Annotated in this window: 16 protein-coding genes; 14 read left to right on the forward strand and 2 right to left on the reverse strand. The window is 67.2% G+C overall.

Features of this window, described 5'->3' with window-relative positions; all coding sequences use genetic code 11:
* Nucleotides 1-2: 2 nt before the first annotated feature.
* The 5 genes from AB839_RS15090 to AB839_RS15110 all read left to right on the forward strand — a co-directional run bounded on the left by AB839_RS15090 (nucleotide 3) and on the right by AB839_RS15110 (nucleotide 4,988).
* Nucleotides 3-1,973: an FUSC family protein gene (locus AB839_RS15090; RefSeq protein WP_241776791.1), complete on the forward strand. Its 1,971-nt coding sequence runs from the start codon at nucleotides 3-5 to the stop codon at nucleotides 1,971-1,973.
* Between the two features lie 4 nt (nucleotides 1,974-1,977).
* Entirely contained in the window at nucleotides 1,978-2,187 is a 210-nt protein-coding gene (locus AB839_RS15095) for a DUF1656 domain-containing protein (protein WP_061479984.1), read from the forward strand.
* A gap of 1 nt (nucleotide 2,188) precedes the next feature.
* Nucleotides 2,189-3,073, forward strand: coding sequence for a biotin/lipoyl-binding protein (locus AB839_RS15100; protein WP_061479985.1), 885 nt, complete (start codon nucleotides 2,189-2,191; stop codon nucleotides 3,071-3,073).
* The gene (locus AB839_RS15105; protein ID WP_061479986.1) at nucleotides 3,070-4,506 is read left to right on the forward strand and encodes an efflux transporter outer membrane subunit; all 1,437 of its coding nucleotides are present in this window, start codon (nucleotides 3,070-3,072) and stop codon (nucleotides 4,504-4,506) included. The genes AB839_RS15100 and AB839_RS15105 overlap by 4 nt, the downstream gene beginning before the upstream one ends.
* 134 nt (nucleotides 4,507-4,640) lie before the next feature.
* The gene (locus AB839_RS15110; protein WP_021204235.1) at nucleotides 4,641-4,988 is read left to right on the forward strand and encodes an RcnB family protein; all 348 of its coding nucleotides are present in this window, start codon (nucleotides 4,641-4,643) and stop codon (nucleotides 4,986-4,988) included.
* A gap of 50 nt (nucleotides 4,989-5,038) precedes the next feature.
* Here the strand turns inward: AB839_RS15110 and AB839_RS15115 are convergent, their stop codons facing one another.
* Nucleotides 5,039-5,356, reverse strand: coding sequence for a hypothetical protein (locus AB839_RS15115; protein WP_061479987.1), 318 nt, complete (start codon nucleotides 5,354-5,356; stop codon nucleotides 5,039-5,041).
* A gap of 483 nt (nucleotides 5,357-5,839) precedes the next feature.
* On the opposite strand from AB839_RS15115, the gene AB839_RS15125 reads away from it, so the two are divergent.
* From AB839_RS15125 to AB839_RS15140, 4 genes are all read left to right on the forward strand, one after another.
* Complete coding sequence (locus AB839_RS15125; RefSeq protein ID WP_241776792.1) at nucleotides 5,840-6,472, forward strand: hypothetical protein; 633 nt, start codon at nucleotides 5,840-5,842, stop codon at nucleotides 6,470-6,472.
* Between the two features lie 35 nt (nucleotides 6,473-6,507).
* Nucleotides 6,508-7,038, forward strand: coding sequence for a nuclear transport factor 2 family protein (locus tag AB839_RS15130; protein ID WP_061479989.1), 531 nt, complete (start codon nucleotides 6,508-6,510; stop codon nucleotides 7,036-7,038).
* Between the two features lie 49 nt (nucleotides 7,039-7,087).
* Entirely contained in the window at nucleotides 7,088-7,714 is a 627-nt protein-coding gene (locus AB839_RS15135; protein ID WP_061479990.1) for a hypothetical protein, read from the forward strand.
* An 82-nt stretch (nucleotides 7,715-7,796) separates the two neighbouring features.
* Nucleotides 7,797-8,189, forward strand: coding sequence for a diacylglycerol kinase (locus AB839_RS15140; RefSeq protein WP_061479991.1), 393 nt, complete (start codon nucleotides 7,797-7,799; stop codon nucleotides 8,187-8,189).
* A gap of 51 nt (nucleotides 8,190-8,240) precedes the next feature.
* Here the strand turns inward: AB839_RS15140 and AB839_RS15145 are convergent, their stop codons facing one another.
* Entirely contained in the window at nucleotides 8,241-9,164 is a 924-nt protein-coding gene (locus AB839_RS15145; protein WP_061479992.1) for a M14 family metallocarboxypeptidase, read from the reverse strand.
* A gap of 146 nt (nucleotides 9,165-9,310) precedes the next feature.
* Here AB839_RS15145 and AB839_RS15150 point away from each other — a divergent pair, with 146 nt between their 5' ends.
* From AB839_RS15150 to AB839_RS15170, 5 genes are all read left to right on the forward strand, one after another.
* Nucleotides 9,311-9,964, forward strand: coding sequence for a DUF3348 family protein (locus AB839_RS15150; RefSeq protein ID WP_061479993.1), 654 nt, complete (start codon nucleotides 9,311-9,313; stop codon nucleotides 9,962-9,964).
* A gap of 10 nt (nucleotides 9,965-9,974) precedes the next feature.
* Nucleotides 9,975-12,239, forward strand: a complete 2,265-nt coding sequence (locus AB839_RS15155; protein ID WP_061479994.1) for a DUF802 domain-containing protein — start codon at nucleotides 9,975-9,977, stop codon at nucleotides 12,237-12,239.
* The gene (locus AB839_RS15160; RefSeq protein WP_061479995.1) at nucleotides 12,236-12,874 is read left to right on the forward strand and encodes an OmpA family protein; all 639 of its coding nucleotides are present in this window, start codon (nucleotides 12,236-12,238) and stop codon (nucleotides 12,872-12,874) included. Before AB839_RS15155 ends, AB839_RS15160 begins: the two co-directional genes overlap by 4 nt.
* Complete coding sequence (locus AB839_RS15165; protein WP_061479996.1) at nucleotides 12,864-13,241, forward strand: DUF2894 domain-containing protein; 378 nt, start codon at nucleotides 12,864-12,866, stop codon at nucleotides 13,239-13,241. The genes AB839_RS15160 and AB839_RS15165 overlap by 11 nt, the downstream gene beginning before the upstream one ends.
* A 243-nt stretch (nucleotides 13,242-13,484) precedes the next feature.
* The gene (locus AB839_RS15170; RefSeq protein WP_061479997.1) at nucleotides 13,485-13,949 is read left to right on the forward strand and encodes a YrhA family protein; all 465 of its coding nucleotides are present in this window, start codon (nucleotides 13,485-13,487) and stop codon (nucleotides 13,947-13,949) included.
* The last annotated feature ends 50 nt before the right edge of the window (nucleotides 13,950-13,999 follow it).

A 13,999-nucleotide genomic window follows, 5' to 3' on the forward strand; every position in this document is an offset into this window, starting at 1 on the left:
GCATGAGCCGCATGCACTCCCCCACCCCTGCCCGTCCGCGCGTGTTCCAGGCATTCGCCAGGTTGAAAAGCCCTACCCTCAGGACCGATCAGGAGGCGGTGCTGTTCTCGCTCAAATGCCTGCTCGCAGCGTCGCTCGGGCTGTATGTCTCTCTAAGGATCGGTCTGAATCGCCCGTTCTGGGTGATCGGCACGGTCTATCTGGTATCGCAGCCCCTGTCCGGGGCGACCCTCAGCCGCGGCCTGTTCCGCCTGCTGGGTACCGTGGGCGGGGCCGTCGCCACCGTCGTGCTGGTGCCACGTTTCGCCAATGCTCCCCTGGTGCTGAGCGCCGCGCTCGCCACGTGGATGGCGCTGTGCCTGTATCTGGCGATGCTCGACCGCACGCCACGTGCCTATGCGTTCCTGCTGGCCGGCTATACCACCAGCCTGATCGGGTTTCCGGCGGTGATGGTGCCGGCAGAAGTGTTCACCATTGCCATCACACGGGTGCAGGAAATCGCCATCGGCATCCTGGCCGCCACGCTGGTCCATGGGCTGGTGCTGCCGCGCCGGGTTTCGTCGCGCGTGCACGCACGGGTTGCTGCCGTGCTGGATGACGCGGAACGATGGACACGGGACATGCGCGCCGGTGCATCGGACACGGTACTGGCGACGGACCGCTCGAAAGTGGCCGCCGACCTGCTCGAGCTGCATGTGCTGTCGATCCACCTGCCCTTCGACAGCGCCCACGGCGTGGCCCAGGTGCAGATCCTGCGTGCCGTGCATGACCGGATGCTGGATGTACTGATGCTCTCCAGCGCGGTGGAAGATTCCATCGCACGGCCGTGTTCACCGCAGGCCGGCACAATGGATGCAAGCGGCTGGCGCGATCTGCTGCAGGCCAGCCTCGCCACGCAACAGGCCGAGCTCGACCTGGCCCACGCCGACTGCCGCGTGCTGCAGGCGCAACTGCACACTGCCCGGCCCGACTGGCGCCTGCATGTACCTGCTCGCCTTGCGCGACATGCGCGTGGTGCGGCGCTTCACCGGGATCATCAGCTTGCCCTGCGCAGCGCGCTGGGCGCGTTCGTCGGCATCCTGCTGAGCTGCGTTCTGTGGATCGTTACCGGCTGGTCGGAGGGCGCCACGGCGGTGTCCATCGTCGGCACGGCGTGCGTGCTGTTCGGCACGATCGAAGCGCCGGCACCGCATGTCATGCGCTACCTGGTGGGATCGTGCATCGGCGTGGCCGTCGGCCTGCTCTACGGTCTGCTGATCTTCCCCGCGTTGTCCGATATTACCGGCCTGATTGCCGCGCTCGCGCCGGTGCTGCTGCTGTGCGGATCGTTCCTGGCCCGGCCGCCCTTCATCATGGCCGCCCTGGGCGTGGTACTGACCTTCCCGATCATCGCAGGCCTGGGCGCGACCAATTCGGTCAACATCGTCGGCGCACTCAACAACAGCGTTGCGTTGTTCGTGGGTACGACGGTGGCACTGTGCAGCATGCAGCTGCTCCAAACCGCCGACGCGGGCCGCAACCGCGCACGGTTGGAGCATTCGATCCGTCGGGATATCGCACGACACGCCGCCGGACAAGGTGATGTGACACGCGCCTGGCTCAGCCGCATGCTGGATCGAATCGGGCTGCTCGCTCCCAGGCTGCAGGGCCGTTCCAGCGCGGGACACGACCTGCGGGCATTGTTTGCGGAGGTTCGTGCGGCACGTGCATCCAGCCAACTCCGCGCACTGGGCAGGCGCCTGGACGATCCGCGCACCCAGTCGCTTCACGCCGCGCTGGTCGAGCGCATCGCCGCACATTTCAGGATGCGCACTCGCGCGCCAAGCAGTGGCGACATCCATCTTCTGAAACTGCTGGACCGCATGCGCGAGGCTGCGGCGGCCAGCAGCGGGGCTGATCGGGAGCAACTGTCGCACCTGCTCTGCGGGTTGCGCCGCGACCTTCTCGTATCTCCGCTCACTCATCGGCGCTGAGCTCATGCTTCCTGATCTTTCGATTGACGGCGTGCTGATTCCCGGCCTGCTTGCGGTGGCCTTCGCCGCGCTGGCGCTGTCGATAGTGGCCTCGCGCCTGCTCGCCAGCCTCGGCCTGTACCGGCTGTTTGCCGCGTGGCCACTGGTGGGCCTGTCCCTGTTCGTGATCCTGGCGGAGCTGATGATCCGGCTCGCGCCCCTGTTCGAGAAATGAGATGAAACACACGCTTGCTGTCATCGGGCGCTGGAGCGCAACCCTGGTGGTGTTCGCAATTGCCGTCGTCGCTGCACTGGCCATCTGGCATCGCTACGAAACACGCCCGTGGACGCGCGATGGACGGGTGCGCGCCGACGTGGTGCGCGTTGCATCAGACATGGGGGGGCTGGTCACCCAGGTGCTGGTGCACGATAACCAGCGGGTGAGCGCCGGACAGCTGCTGCTGGTGCTGGACCAGCCGCGCTTCGCTGCCGCACTTGAGAAGGCCGACGCAGCGGCCAGCAGCGCACGCGCCACGCTGGCGCTGGCCCGCCGCGAATCGACGCGGGACAACGCACTGGGCAACCTGGTCGCTTCGGAAACCCGCGAACGCAATGCCGCCAAGGTCGATACCGAGCTGGCCGCCCTGGCGCAGGCGCGGGCCGAACAGCGCGTTGCCCGGCTCAATGTGCAACGCACCGAGGTGCGCGCGACCACCGATGGCATCGTCACCAACCTGGACCTGCACGCGGGCGACTACCTGCAGCCGGGGGCACAGGCGCTGGCGCTGATCGACACCCGCAGCCTGCGCATCGAGGGCTATTTCGAGGAAACCAAGCTGGGCTGCATCACCGAGGGCGATGCCGCGGTGGCCCGGCTGATGGGCGACGACCACGACGTGCGCGGGCACGTGGATACCATCGCCGCCGGCATTGCCGACGATCAGCGCTCAAGCACGCACAACCTGCTGCCCGCCGTGGCGCCGATGTACACCTGGGTGAGGCTGGCACAGCGGATCCCGGTACGCATCCGCATTGATGATGCGCCGCCGGATACCCGCCTGATCGTCGGTCGCACTGCGAGTGTGACCATCACGCCCTCGGCACAGGGAGCCTGCAAGTGAGCGTGCGAACAGTACGTGGTGGGCTGCTTGCCCTGCTGCTGCCGATGACGGCCTGCGTCTCCGGCCCCGACTATCACCTGCCTGCGAATGCCGTCGCTGCCTCCACACGCGCAGCGCAGGCATTCGTCTCGGGCCGGGAGGCATCGTTCAGCCACGACGCGCCACCGGATCGGTGGTGGGAACTGTATGGCGACCCCCAGCTTGACGGCTACGTGCGCGAAGCACTGGCGGCCAACACCGACCTGCGCGCCGCTGATGCCAATCTTCGGCGCGCCAGCGCTACCGTGCTGGAATACCGCGCGCGCGGTGCCGTGCAGGCCGAGGTGGATGCATCGGGCACGCTCACCCGTGCCGGTGGTTACACCCAGGCGTCGGCCGCGCCGCAGTCCTATGCGCTGGGCCTTCACCTCTCCTATCCACTGGATCTTGCAGGCGGCATCCGCCGCGGCATCGAAGCGGCCAACGCGGACGCGGAGGCTGTCGCTGCAGCACGGGACCAGGTCCGCGTGGTCGTCGCTGCGGCCGTCACCCGTGCCTATCTCCAGATCTGCACAAGCAATCACACGCTCGCTGCGACCCGGCAGGTGCTGGCGATACAGCGCGCCACGCTGGAGGCAACCCGTCGCCTGGCCGCGGGCGGGCGCGGAACGGACTTCGATGTCAGCCGTGCCGGAGCCGCGGTCAACCGCAGCGCGGCGGGGATACCGCACCTGCTGGCGAAGCGCCAAGCCGCACTGTTCGAACTGGCCGCACTGATGGGCAGGGTGCCGGCAGACTATCCGAGGGAGGCGGAAGCGTGCCCGCGCCCCCCGGAGCTGGGGCAGGCGCTGCCGGTCGGTGAGGGCTGGCAGCTGCTCCAGCGGCGCCCCGACATACGTGCCGCGGAGCGTAGCCTTGCCGCGGCCACAGCGATGATCGGCGTAGAGACTGCGGAACTTTATCCGCGGGTCACCCTGGGCGCTTCCCTGGGCACGGTGGGCATGCGACGGCAGCTGCTTTCCGCCGACAGTTTCGGGGCGAGCGTCGGGCCGCTGCTGTCATGGCACTGGCCCAACCGCCGCGTGGCCAAGGCCCGCATCGCAGCGGCCGGTGCCAATGCAGATACCGCTCTTGCTTCCTTTGACGGCGCGGTGCTGCAGGCACTGCGCCAGACCGAGACTGCGCTTTCTGCCTGCACGCAGGAGCTCGAACGCGAGCACAGCCTGGCACAGGCGCGTGGGGACGCAGCGCGGGCCGCGGCGCAGGCACAGCAGCTCTACCGTTTCGGCAGGATCGATTTTCTCGATGTGCTTTCGGCCCAGGCCGCACTGGCAGATGCGGATTCCGCATTGGCCGCATCGCGCGCGGACCGGGTCGATCGCCAGATGGATCTGTTCCTGTCACTGGGCGGTGGTTGGGGCGCAACGGATCCGGCCCGGGACGGGACCCGTTGATCCGTTCCGGGGCGGCGACTGCACGTCACGCCGTGTGTTCAGGAAAGTGCCGCGCACACCCGTATTCATTCACGCTGCCTGCCCTATATTCCCGCCACAGCGCCGCATGCCGCGGCCATGACGAAGGCATCTCCATGAAGACCACACGTTTACTTGCCATCGCCTTGACCACCGCCACCGCGTTGGCTGCGGCCCCCGCCTTCGCCGATCCGCCGCACCACGCCCGCGGCAACGGCCCGCCGCCGCATGCAGGCGGCCCGCACAACCGCGATGCGCCGCCGCCGGGCTGGCAGAAGAAGGCCTGGCGTCGTGGCGACCGCCTGCCCTGGGCCGAAGTGGACCGCCGCTACTGGGTAGACGACTACGCGCGCTATGACCTGCGCAATCCGGGTCGCGGCCAGCGCTGGGTGCGCCAGTCCGACACCGAGTACCTGTTGGTGGAGATCGCGACCGGCTTGATCATCGACGCGCTGCATCGCTGAGACCTCCTGCGGTGTCCCTCCGCGCGGCAGCACGCCACGTGGAGGGATACTCACGACCGGGGCTGTGACGGTCGGCGGCGCTTACGCCCCCGACGCTGCACCTGCCTCCGCGGCCGCCCGGCATGCATGCCCTCCCGCAGTGCGATATGCCCGCACATCAGCGCTGTGGCAAACAGCCCCATCGCCACCAGCAGTTCGAATCCCCGATCACCGAAGAGCAGGCGAATGGAGACCTCCAGTGAGCACAGCCTGCCACAGCGCAGGCCCTGCTCGTTGAAGCCATGGACGAGCACCAGTACGCCCATCAGCCCGCACAACGCCATCAGGGCCAGGCTTGCAATGAAGATGAAAGGTCGATGGATACGCATGCGCTCTTCGCGGTCTTCTAGGGTGACGTCAAGCGCGACGTTGCGAGCACGCGATCGGAGGCATCCAGTTCCACCGACCACGCCTCGGTATCCAGGCCCAGCCGGTTCTCATACCACCATCGCTGCGCACAGCGGCCACTGCATCCACGGCTGGCATAGCGGGTAAAGGGAAGACCGGCATGCTCCACCACGTCAGGTTGCCCCAGCGCCCGGAGTACTTCGGCCTTGCCCGCCCCCGGCCGAACCGAGGCAAGCGCGCGGGAATGCCACGCCGAGACTGCCGAGCAACCGGCAACGTATGCCACGAACAAACCGGCAAGCCCCAATATCAGTGTCCTCATTGACAGATCCCCTCCTGCGCCGCGCGCCCGCGCATCATCCTCACAGACCTTCCTCAACGTCAAACCGGCCTGTTGCGGCGCCCAGCATCCGTGATAGCGTGCGCCGACGGATGATTCAGGATGAACACAAGGACGCCCGTCGATGGCAGGCAAGAGGCGGAAGGACAGGATCGCGCAGGAGATCGGCCTGTTGGAGAAGCAGTGCGCGCGCAAGGCGCAGGGCCATGCAGAACCCTACGACCGGCCGTACGACCGGGGCTGGGAGAGCGGCTCAAGCGCTTGCCGCCGGAAGAAGTGGGTAGGCTGCTTGCCGCAGAGGATGACGAGGATGACCAGCCCCGTCGCATTGGCCAGGCGCGCCATTGCCGTGACGTTCTGTAGCGCGCTATGCGCCTGCGGTATGGTGATGGACAGTTCGTTCGACACCCAGCAGCAGGCCATCGACGCCGACATGGTGAACAAGGGGTGGATTCCCGATTGGGTGCCCCACGAGGCGACCGACCTGCGCGAGGTGCACGACCTCGACTCGAACACCAGCGCGCTGGCCTTCACCAAACCCCCTGCGGTATCACTGCAGCTGCCTGCGGATTGCCAGGCAACGACATTCACTAGCAGCGATCCTGTTGCGTTCGATCGATACTGGTGGCCGGGCGACGGGACGCTCAAGTCGTCGTACCGCGTCTTTCGCTGCGCGCCGGAATCCGGAAAATCAGTCTTCGTCTCCATCAACAGGACCGAAGACCACGTGCTCTTCTGGCGAACCTACGCGCGGTGATGCGCCAGCGCCACCCCTATTCCTCCCCAGGCCCCATGATGCCCAACGCACGTGCACGCTTCGCCGCCCTCGTCCTTCTGCTCCCAGCGTGGCTGCCGGTCTTCGCTGCGCAGAACGCCCCTGCAGACGTCAAGGCCATCGAACAGGTGGTCGAATCGTTCCGCACCTCGCTGATCAACAAGGACAAGCCGACCTACATGAGCCTGTTCTTCTCTGACAAGCCGGAGGATATCGGCTGGCAGTTCGTTTCCGAGGACGCGCGCCTGCAGGACATCCGCAAGGCCAAGCCCGATGCGATCAAGGCGCGGCAGATCCCCGCCAACAACTTCATCGCGCTGATCGACGGGGCCGTGGCCTCGCCCAGGCCGAAGGAGGAGAAGTTCTCCAACACGAAGATCGAGACGGACGGCGATGTGGCCTCGGTAGCGTTTGACTACAGCTTTCACGACGATGGGGTGAAGACCAACTGGGGCAAGGAAATGTGGCAGCTGGTCCGGACCGAACAGGGCTGGAAGATCTTCTCGGTGATCTATTCGATCCGCGATTCACGCAGCCCGGCCGATTGAGCGATCTGTCAGACTGGCGCACACCTTTCGTCCATGCCCGCCAGACCCGATGACCCGCATTGCCGACCTCAGCGCCGACCAGCTCGCGCACCATGCCCTCAACATCTTCATCGCCCAGGGCCGTCACGTCGAAGGTGCGCGGGTGATCTACCGGGCGCTGCAGCTGGACCCGCATCATCCCGGTGCCCTGCGCTGCCTGAGCGATTTCCTGGCCCACGAGGGCACCGAGCCCTTCGCGGCGGCCACGCTGGAGCACGCCCTGTCCGGCGCCGTTCCATTGAATGACGATGCGCGCCGGATGCTGGATGACCTGCGTTTCCTCGACATCTGGTCCTGGGGATTCTCGCGGCACGTCTCTGGCGAAGCCAACCTCAACGGTGATGCCTTCCAGCGGCGCGAGGACTTCGTCTTCGATGGGCCGGCCTATGCGGCCTTCCTCAACACGGTCACCGAGCCGGCCGGTTCATTGCAGGGCGCCTTCCAGGCCGCAGTCCGCATCTGCGGGCTGATGTCCGGCCTGCTGCGCCATGCGGAGAAGGACAATCCGGCGTTCGATGACGTGCTGCGATCCTCCGCCTTCGTCGAGACCGAGGCGTACCCGGCATGGTTGGCCTCGCCGACGGATGAGCTGGACGCCCTCGACCAGGCCATCCAGGCGCAGCGCCAAGGCGGCTGAAGGAAAATCCAACGCGCGTCCGACGCGTTCCCGACGCCCGCCTGCACATCCTGTCGTGAGGTCAATTCATGGCAGGACCGGCATGCAGCCACTTCACCCCAGGGACAGCGGCAAGTACCCGCACGGCAAGACCGGGCTTCGCCGTATCTTCCATACGCTGATCCATTCGCGCGATGGCTTCATTGCCACCTTCCGTGGCGAAGCAGCCTTCCGGCAGCTGTTGCTGCTGCATGCACTGCTGATCGCCACCGGGTTCCTGCTGGACATCAGCAGGGTCGAACGCGCCGTGGTGCTGGCGGCCTGCTTCATCAGCCTGCTGGTGGAACTGCTCAACTCGGCCATCGAAGCGGTGGTCGACCGCATCTCGCTTGACCACCACCCACTATCCAAGAACGCCAAGGACATGGGCAGCGCCGCACAGACCACCGCGCTGCTGATGGTCGGTACGGTGTGGGTCGTGATCCTGCTGGGCTAGCGCACGCCCGACCCGCCGGGCAGGGCCCCGGCGCTACCTCGTGTTGATGCGCTACTGCGCCGACAGGGCGAAATCCAGGCCGGCGCAGACCGCCGCCACCTGGGCGTCGTTGCATTCCTGCGGATTGGTGCGCGGGCTGTCCGGGTAGACTTCGGTGGTGGTGGCAAAGCGTGCGTCGGTGAAGCCGGCGCAGGCGCCGATCGAACGCGACTCGCCCCAGACCACGCCCGGCGACTGCAGCGGCAGGCCGACCAGGTTGCCGTCGGCATCGGCCGGGGCGATGTGGGTGATGGGGGCCACGGCGGCAATCAGGGCCTTCTGGAACTCGGCCTGCGGGTCTTCGCTGTTGCCGATCACATAGAAGCCATCGGGAATGGTGTCGCGCTCGAACGGCTTGCCGTCGCGGGCGCAACGCGCCGGATCGAATTCGTGCAGGTCGCTGTCGGTGGTTTCGTGCAGGTCCAGGTGCACCAGCAGGTTCGGCTTGCGCTCGGCCACCCAGCGCATCAGGGCGGCCGCTTCCTCGATCTGGCCGCCGTCACGGAAGCTGCGGTTCGGGTCGATCGCACCCGGGTTCCAGCGCTGGATGCGCTCGTAGCCCCACGGGCTGACGCAGGGCGCCACGATCAGGTTCAGCCGGCCCAGGTAACGCTCGGCCTGCTGTTCCAGGAACTGCAGGGCGCCGTGCACGCCGCTGGTCTCGTAGCCATGCACGCCACCGGTGATCAGCGCGGTCGGCAGCGCCGGGTTCCAGTCGTGGTTGACCACCGCGAACAGCGGGTAATGGTCCGGTGCATAGTCCAGCTGGCCGTACTGGATCACGTCGAAAACGCTGTCGTCCAGGCGCTCGAGGGCGGCCACCACGTCATCGTGGTAGCTGCGCTGGCGCTGCTGGCGGGCCCGCCACTGTGCGCGTTCCACGTCGCCCCAGGGCTGTCCGGGGGTGCCGATCGGGTAGAACTGCGCAACAGTCATGGGGGTACTCCAGGGGTCGAACGGGTGGATGCAGCCGGAGATTCTAAGCCTTGTCGCGCCTGCGGGTACCGCCACCCAGGCCCCGCCTTCATCCAGCCGGGGTCATCTGGCTGTAAAATCAGTGGTTTTTGGCCCCTCACCCCTTGATGGCGAACGCAGCGCAGCCGGTCCTGGGTGGACCGGAGTTCCTCCGCCTGCTCGCCCGTCTCAGCGACGGCGCGATGCCGGCCAGCAGTCCCGTCCTGACCGATCGCCTCGGCCAGTGGGTGGACTGGAGCCGTGCCGTGGCCCTGTCCGGCGCGTTGGGAGGACGCCTGCCCGAGCCCGGCGAAGCTGCCGAGGCGGCCGGGGATGTACTGGCCGACTGCGCCCAGGCCCATGCCAGCCTGCTGGCCTCGATCCGCGAGGACGCCGAGGCCGAGCGCCTGCTGGACCTGGCCGAGGCCGCGGCCGCACCCAACTTCGCTTCGCTGCGCCAGCGCTACCGGGTGCTGCAGCAGGCCATCCAGACCGCCACCGGGCGCCTGCGCGGCCGCCTGCGCGACCAGCTGGTACAGGTCTCGCCGGAGCTGGCGCGACTGGCCGAGGTTGATGCGGTGATGGAACAGACCCTCACCCCGCGCGAGCACAGCCTGCTGGCCACCGCGCCGGCGGTGCTCGGCGCCCGTTTTGAACGCGTGCATGGCCAGCCCGGCTGGCGCGCGGCCTTCCGCCATGACATGCGCACGCTGCTGCTCGCCGAGCTGCAGCTGCGCTTCCACCCGATCGAAGGGCTGCAAGATGCCCTGCGCTCCCACTGACCGGAACACCATGTCCAGAACTGCTCTCCATGTCGTTGTTTTCCTTGTCGGCCTGCTGGCCGTGTGCTGGATCGGCATTGGCTACGTTTCGGTGCATCCGCTGGGTGCAGCGGTGGCGGCAATCATCGCGGCCTGCTACATCGCCGGCGGCGTGGAGCTGTACCGCTACCGCCAGGCCAGCAACGGCCTGCGCGCCGCACTGAACGACCTGTCCAGCGCAAAGGAAAGCCTCGCCCCCTGGCTGGAGCGCGTGCCGATGGGCCTGCGCAACGCGGTGCGCCTGCGCGTGGAAGGCGAGCGCACCGCCCTGCCCGCACCGGTGCTGACCCCTTACCTGGTTGGCCTGCTGGTGCTGCTGGGCATGCTCGGGACCCTGCTGGGCATGATGGACACGCTGCGTGGCACCGGACTGGCCCTGCAGAGCGCGACCGACATGACCGCGATCCGCGGCTCGCTGGCCTCGCCGGTGCAGGGCCTGGCGGTGGCCTTCGGTACCTCGATCGCCGGCGTGGCCAGCTCGGCGATGCTCGGCCTGTTGGCCGCGCTGCTGCGCCGCGACCGCCTGCAGGCCGTGCAGCAGCTGGACCGCGCCATTGCCGGCGACCTGCACCCGTATTCGCAGGCCTGGCAGCGCGCCGAATCGCTGCGCCTGCTGCAGGCACAGTCCGCCGCGCTGCCGGCGCTGGTCGACCGCCTGCAGGCGATGACCAGCACCTTTGAACAGCACAGTGCGGCCGCCAATGAGCGCCTGCTGGCAGGCCAGGCCGAGTTCCTGACGCAGAGCCAGGCGCTGCAGGAACGCCTGGCCCTGTCGCTGCAGCAGTCGCTGCGCGAAGGTGCCGAAGCCAGTGCCGCGGCCATCGGTGGCGCGCTGCAGCCGATGGCAGAGACCACCCTGGCCGGTCTGGCTCACCATGGCGAAGCGTTGCATGCCCGTGTCGAGCGGGCCGTGCAACAGCAGCTGGCGGGCCTGAGCGACGGTTTCGAACGCAGCCGGGTCGCCACCGAAGCCAGCTGGGCCAAGGTGGTGAGTGAACAGTCCCAGGCGCAGCAGGCGCTGGTGAGTGATCTGCGCCAGCACCTGCAGGCCTTCAGCGATGGCCAGGGCACGCACGCCGAAGCACTCGTCGCGCGTATCGGCGAGCGCCTGCAGGCCGATGCCAACGGCAACGCCGAGGCCTGGCGCGCCGCCATCGAGCAGCAGCAGGCACTGAACAGCGCGCTGATCGAGCGCCAGCAGCAGGCGCTGCTGGCGGCCGGCCAGCAGCTGGACGAGCACGCGCAGGCACTGCTGCAGGCACTGGAACAGCGCCACGAGGCCAGCCAGTCGCTGCTGCAGGACCACGAACAGCAGCGCTCGCAGCAGTGGCAAGCCGCCCAGGCCGCCGCCTCGACTGCGCATGCCCAACTGCAGGCCAGCCTGGACAGCCGCGAGCAGCAGCGCCAGGCACGCTGGGACGCGGTCAGCGCCGAGTTGCAGCAGGCCCACGCCGCCCTGCAGGCGCAACTGCAGGCCGGTGACGAACAGCGCCTGCAGCGCTGGAGCGATGCCTTGCAGCACGTTTCCAGCGAGCTGGCCGAGCGCCTGCAGGCCAATGGCGAACGCCTGGCTGCACAGCAGCAACAGGTCTGCGACGCGCTGGCAGCCACCGCACAGCAGATCGGCGAGAACGGTCGCGCGCAGGCCAGTGCCACGCTGGCCGAGGTGTCTACCCTGCTGCAGACCGCGGCCGCCGCTCCGAAGGCTGCGGCCGACGTCATCAACGAGCTGCGCAGTACGCTGTCCGAAAGCCTGGTGCGCGACAACGCGATGCTGGAAGAGCGCGGCCGCCTGCTGGCCACCGTGCAGACGCTGCTCGATGCGGTCAACCATGCGTCGCACGAACAGCGCACCGCCGTAGACGCGCTGGTCGGTGGCTCGGCCGAGTTGCTGGAACGCGTCGGCAACCGCTTCACCGACCATATCGCTGCCGAGACCGGCAAGCTGGACGGCATTGCGGCAGCACTCACCGGCAGCGCGGATGACGTCGGCCAGCTGGCCGGCGCCTTCGGTGAAGCGGTCGCGCAGTTCGGCGCCGCCGCCACCGCGCTGTCCGGCCGCCTGGAACAGATCGGTGGCGCCCTGGATGCCTCGCTGGCTCGTAGCGATGAGCAGCTGGCTTACTACGTGGCGCAGGCGCGCGAGGTGGTCGACCTCAGCCTGCTGTCGCAGAAACAGGTGATGGAAGAGCTGCAGCAGCTGGCCGCCCGCCGCGGCAAGGCCGGTAGCGCATGAGTGACGAGCTGGAGGTCGATGGCGGCTCGCACGCACCGATCTGGGCCGCCTTCGGCGACCTGATGTCGGTGCTGCTGGGTGCGTTCGTGCTGATCCTGGTGGGTGTGGTCGCGGTGCAGCTGGAGCTGTCGCAGCGGCTGGAGCAGGAAGTGAAGCAGCGCCAGGCCGAGGCCAAGCGCCTGCAGACCCTGGAACAGGCGCTGGCTGGCCCGCTGGCTGCCGGTCGCGTGACGCTGGTCGACGGCCGCATCGGCATCAGCGGCAGCGTGCTGTTCGCGCTGAACTCGGACCAGCTGCAGCCGGAAGGCCAGGAGCTGCTGCGCAGTCTGGCCGCACCGCTGGCCGCCTATCTGGGCAGCCGCGAAGAGATCCTGATGGTCAGTGGTTTCACCGATGACGCGCCGGTGCGCGAAGGCAACCGCCGCTTTGCCGACAACTGGGAGCTGTCCGCGCAGCGCTCGCTGACCGTGACCCGCACCCTGATTGCCGACGGCGTACCCGCAGATGCCGTGTTCGCCGCCGCGTTCGGCAGCGAGCAGCCGGTCAGTTCCAATGCCAATGAGGAAGGCCGCGCGCGCAACCGTCGCGTGGAGATCGCGCCGATTCCCAAGCCCAAGGCCCCGGATGCCAAGTAAGCCGCCCGCGCTGGAAGGCCTGCGCGCATTGGTGCGTGACCTCAATGCGGGGTCGCGCTCGCTGCCGTATTACCCACAAGTGCCGATGCTGCAGCAGGTGCAGCGCGAATGGTCGGAGCTGCGCAGCGAGCTGCAGGTGCGCCGCTCGCTGCGCGCCGAGGCCCCGGCCGATGGCGGCCCGCTGAACTCGGCGGTGCTGGTGCAACGCATGCTCGACATGATGCAGGCCACCAGCCCCGGCTACCTGCGGCATTTCATCGACTACGTGGACACCTTGTCCTGGCTTCAGGCGCTGCAGGACAGCGCCGCCAGCGGCGGTGATACCGCAAAGCCAAAACGTACGCGCAAGCCGCGCAGCGCGGGTTGAACACATTACGCCGACCTCGTTCGGCGCCCCTTGGACACGACAATCCTGATCCACGCTGCTGGTTACGCCAACATTGCTTGGCGCTTGTCGACTCCCAGCAGCGCTGCTGTCCAATCGCTACCGCGAGCCAACCACGTCAATGGTTGACCAAATTGAACAGCCTGAGGCGACTGCAATTGACGTGGAAGGACGAATTCCCCAGTGTTTGACTGCCCCCATTGCACTTGAATTCAATCTCAGCAAATGCCGCTTTCAGTAGAAGCCAGACTTCTCAAGCTTCGCGCGAATCTCAACGAAGCCGAGATGTACCTTGGCCCTCCAATTGAACGTCCTGACATCGACGCACTCCAGAGCTCGGCGCTTTCTACGCTAGGCATCGTCCTGCCAGAGTCCTATGTGGGCTTTCTTTCACGCCACGATGGCCTAGCAGCAGCGGGAGTCTTCCTCTACTCGAGTACTTCACGCTCATACTGCGATGGTGGGTCAGCCCTTGCCCTGGTGGAAATGAACCTTCTCGCTCGCGGCCAGGGATCCATGGGCGGCTATGTAGAACTCGGAGAGAGCGATATGGATTGCTACGTCTTTGAATTCGCAACAGGCCGGTACCAGATCCGTGACAAAGTAGCGTTCGATAACGTGTACGAAGAGTTCACTTCGCTAGATGGCCTGCTCGGTCACATCATCAGCCTGATCGAACAGCATTGCTGAACAAACAGACTCAAGAATGCCTATGCCACGCCGGGTTGGCATTGACAGCT

This window comes from Stenotrophomonas sp. DDT-1 (genome assembly GCF_001580555.1).
Classification (GTDB): domain Bacteria; phylum Pseudomonadota; class Gammaproteobacteria; order Xanthomonadales; family Xanthomonadaceae; genus Stenotrophomonas; species Stenotrophomonas sepilia.

Coding starts and splice junctions, on each gene's coding strand:
- AB839_RS15090 (WP_241776791.1), top strand. CDS start 3: ATGAGCCGCATGCACTCCCCCACCCCTGCCCGTCCGCGCGTGTTCCAG.
- AB839_RS15095 (WP_061479984.1), top strand. CDS start 1,978: ATGCTTCCTGATCTTTCGATTGACGGCGTGCTGATTCCCGGCCTGCTT.
- AB839_RS15100 (WP_061479985.1), top strand. CDS start 2,189: ATGAAACACACGCTTGCTGTCATCGGGCGCTGGAGCGCAACCCTGGTG.
- AB839_RS15110 (WP_021204235.1), top strand. CDS start 4,641: ATGAAGACCACACGTTTACTTGCCATCGCCTTGACCACCGCCACCGCG.
- AB839_RS15115 (WP_061479987.1), bottom strand. CDS start 5,356: ATGCGTATCCATCGACCTTTCATCTTCATTGCAAGCCTGGCCCTGATG.
- AB839_RS15125 (WP_241776792.1), top strand. CDS start 5,840: ATGGCAGGCAAGAGGCGGAAGGACAGGATCGCGCAGGAGATCGGCCTG.
- AB839_RS15130 (WP_061479989.1), top strand. CDS start 6,508: ATGATGCCCAACGCACGTGCACGCTTCGCCGCCCTCGTCCTTCTGCTC.
- AB839_RS15135 (WP_061479990.1), top strand. CDS start 7,088: ATGACCCGCATTGCCGACCTCAGCGCCGACCAGCTCGCGCACCATGCC.
- AB839_RS15140 (WP_061479991.1), top strand. CDS start 7,797: ATGCAGCCACTTCACCCCAGGGACAGCGGCAAGTACCCGCACGGCAAG.
- AB839_RS15145 (WP_061479992.1), bottom strand. CDS start 9,164: ATGACTGTTGCGCAGTTCTACCCGATCGGCACCCCCGGACAGCCCTGG.
- AB839_RS15150 (WP_061479993.1), top strand. CDS start 9,311: ATGGCGAACGCAGCGCAGCCGGTCCTGGGTGGACCGGAGTTCCTCCGC.
- AB839_RS15155 (WP_061479994.1), top strand. CDS start 9,975: ATGTCCAGAACTGCTCTCCATGTCGTTGTTTTCCTTGTCGGCCTGCTG.
- AB839_RS15160 (WP_061479995.1), top strand. CDS start 12,236: ATGAGTGACGAGCTGGAGGTCGATGGCGGCTCGCACGCACCGATCTGG.
- AB839_RS15165 (WP_061479996.1), top strand. CDS start 12,864: ATGCCAAGTAAGCCGCCCGCGCTGGAAGGCCTGCGCGCATTGGTGCGT.
- AB839_RS15170 (WP_061479997.1), top strand. CDS start 13,485: ATGCCGCTTTCAGTAGAAGCCAGACTTCTCAAGCTTCGCGCGAATCTC.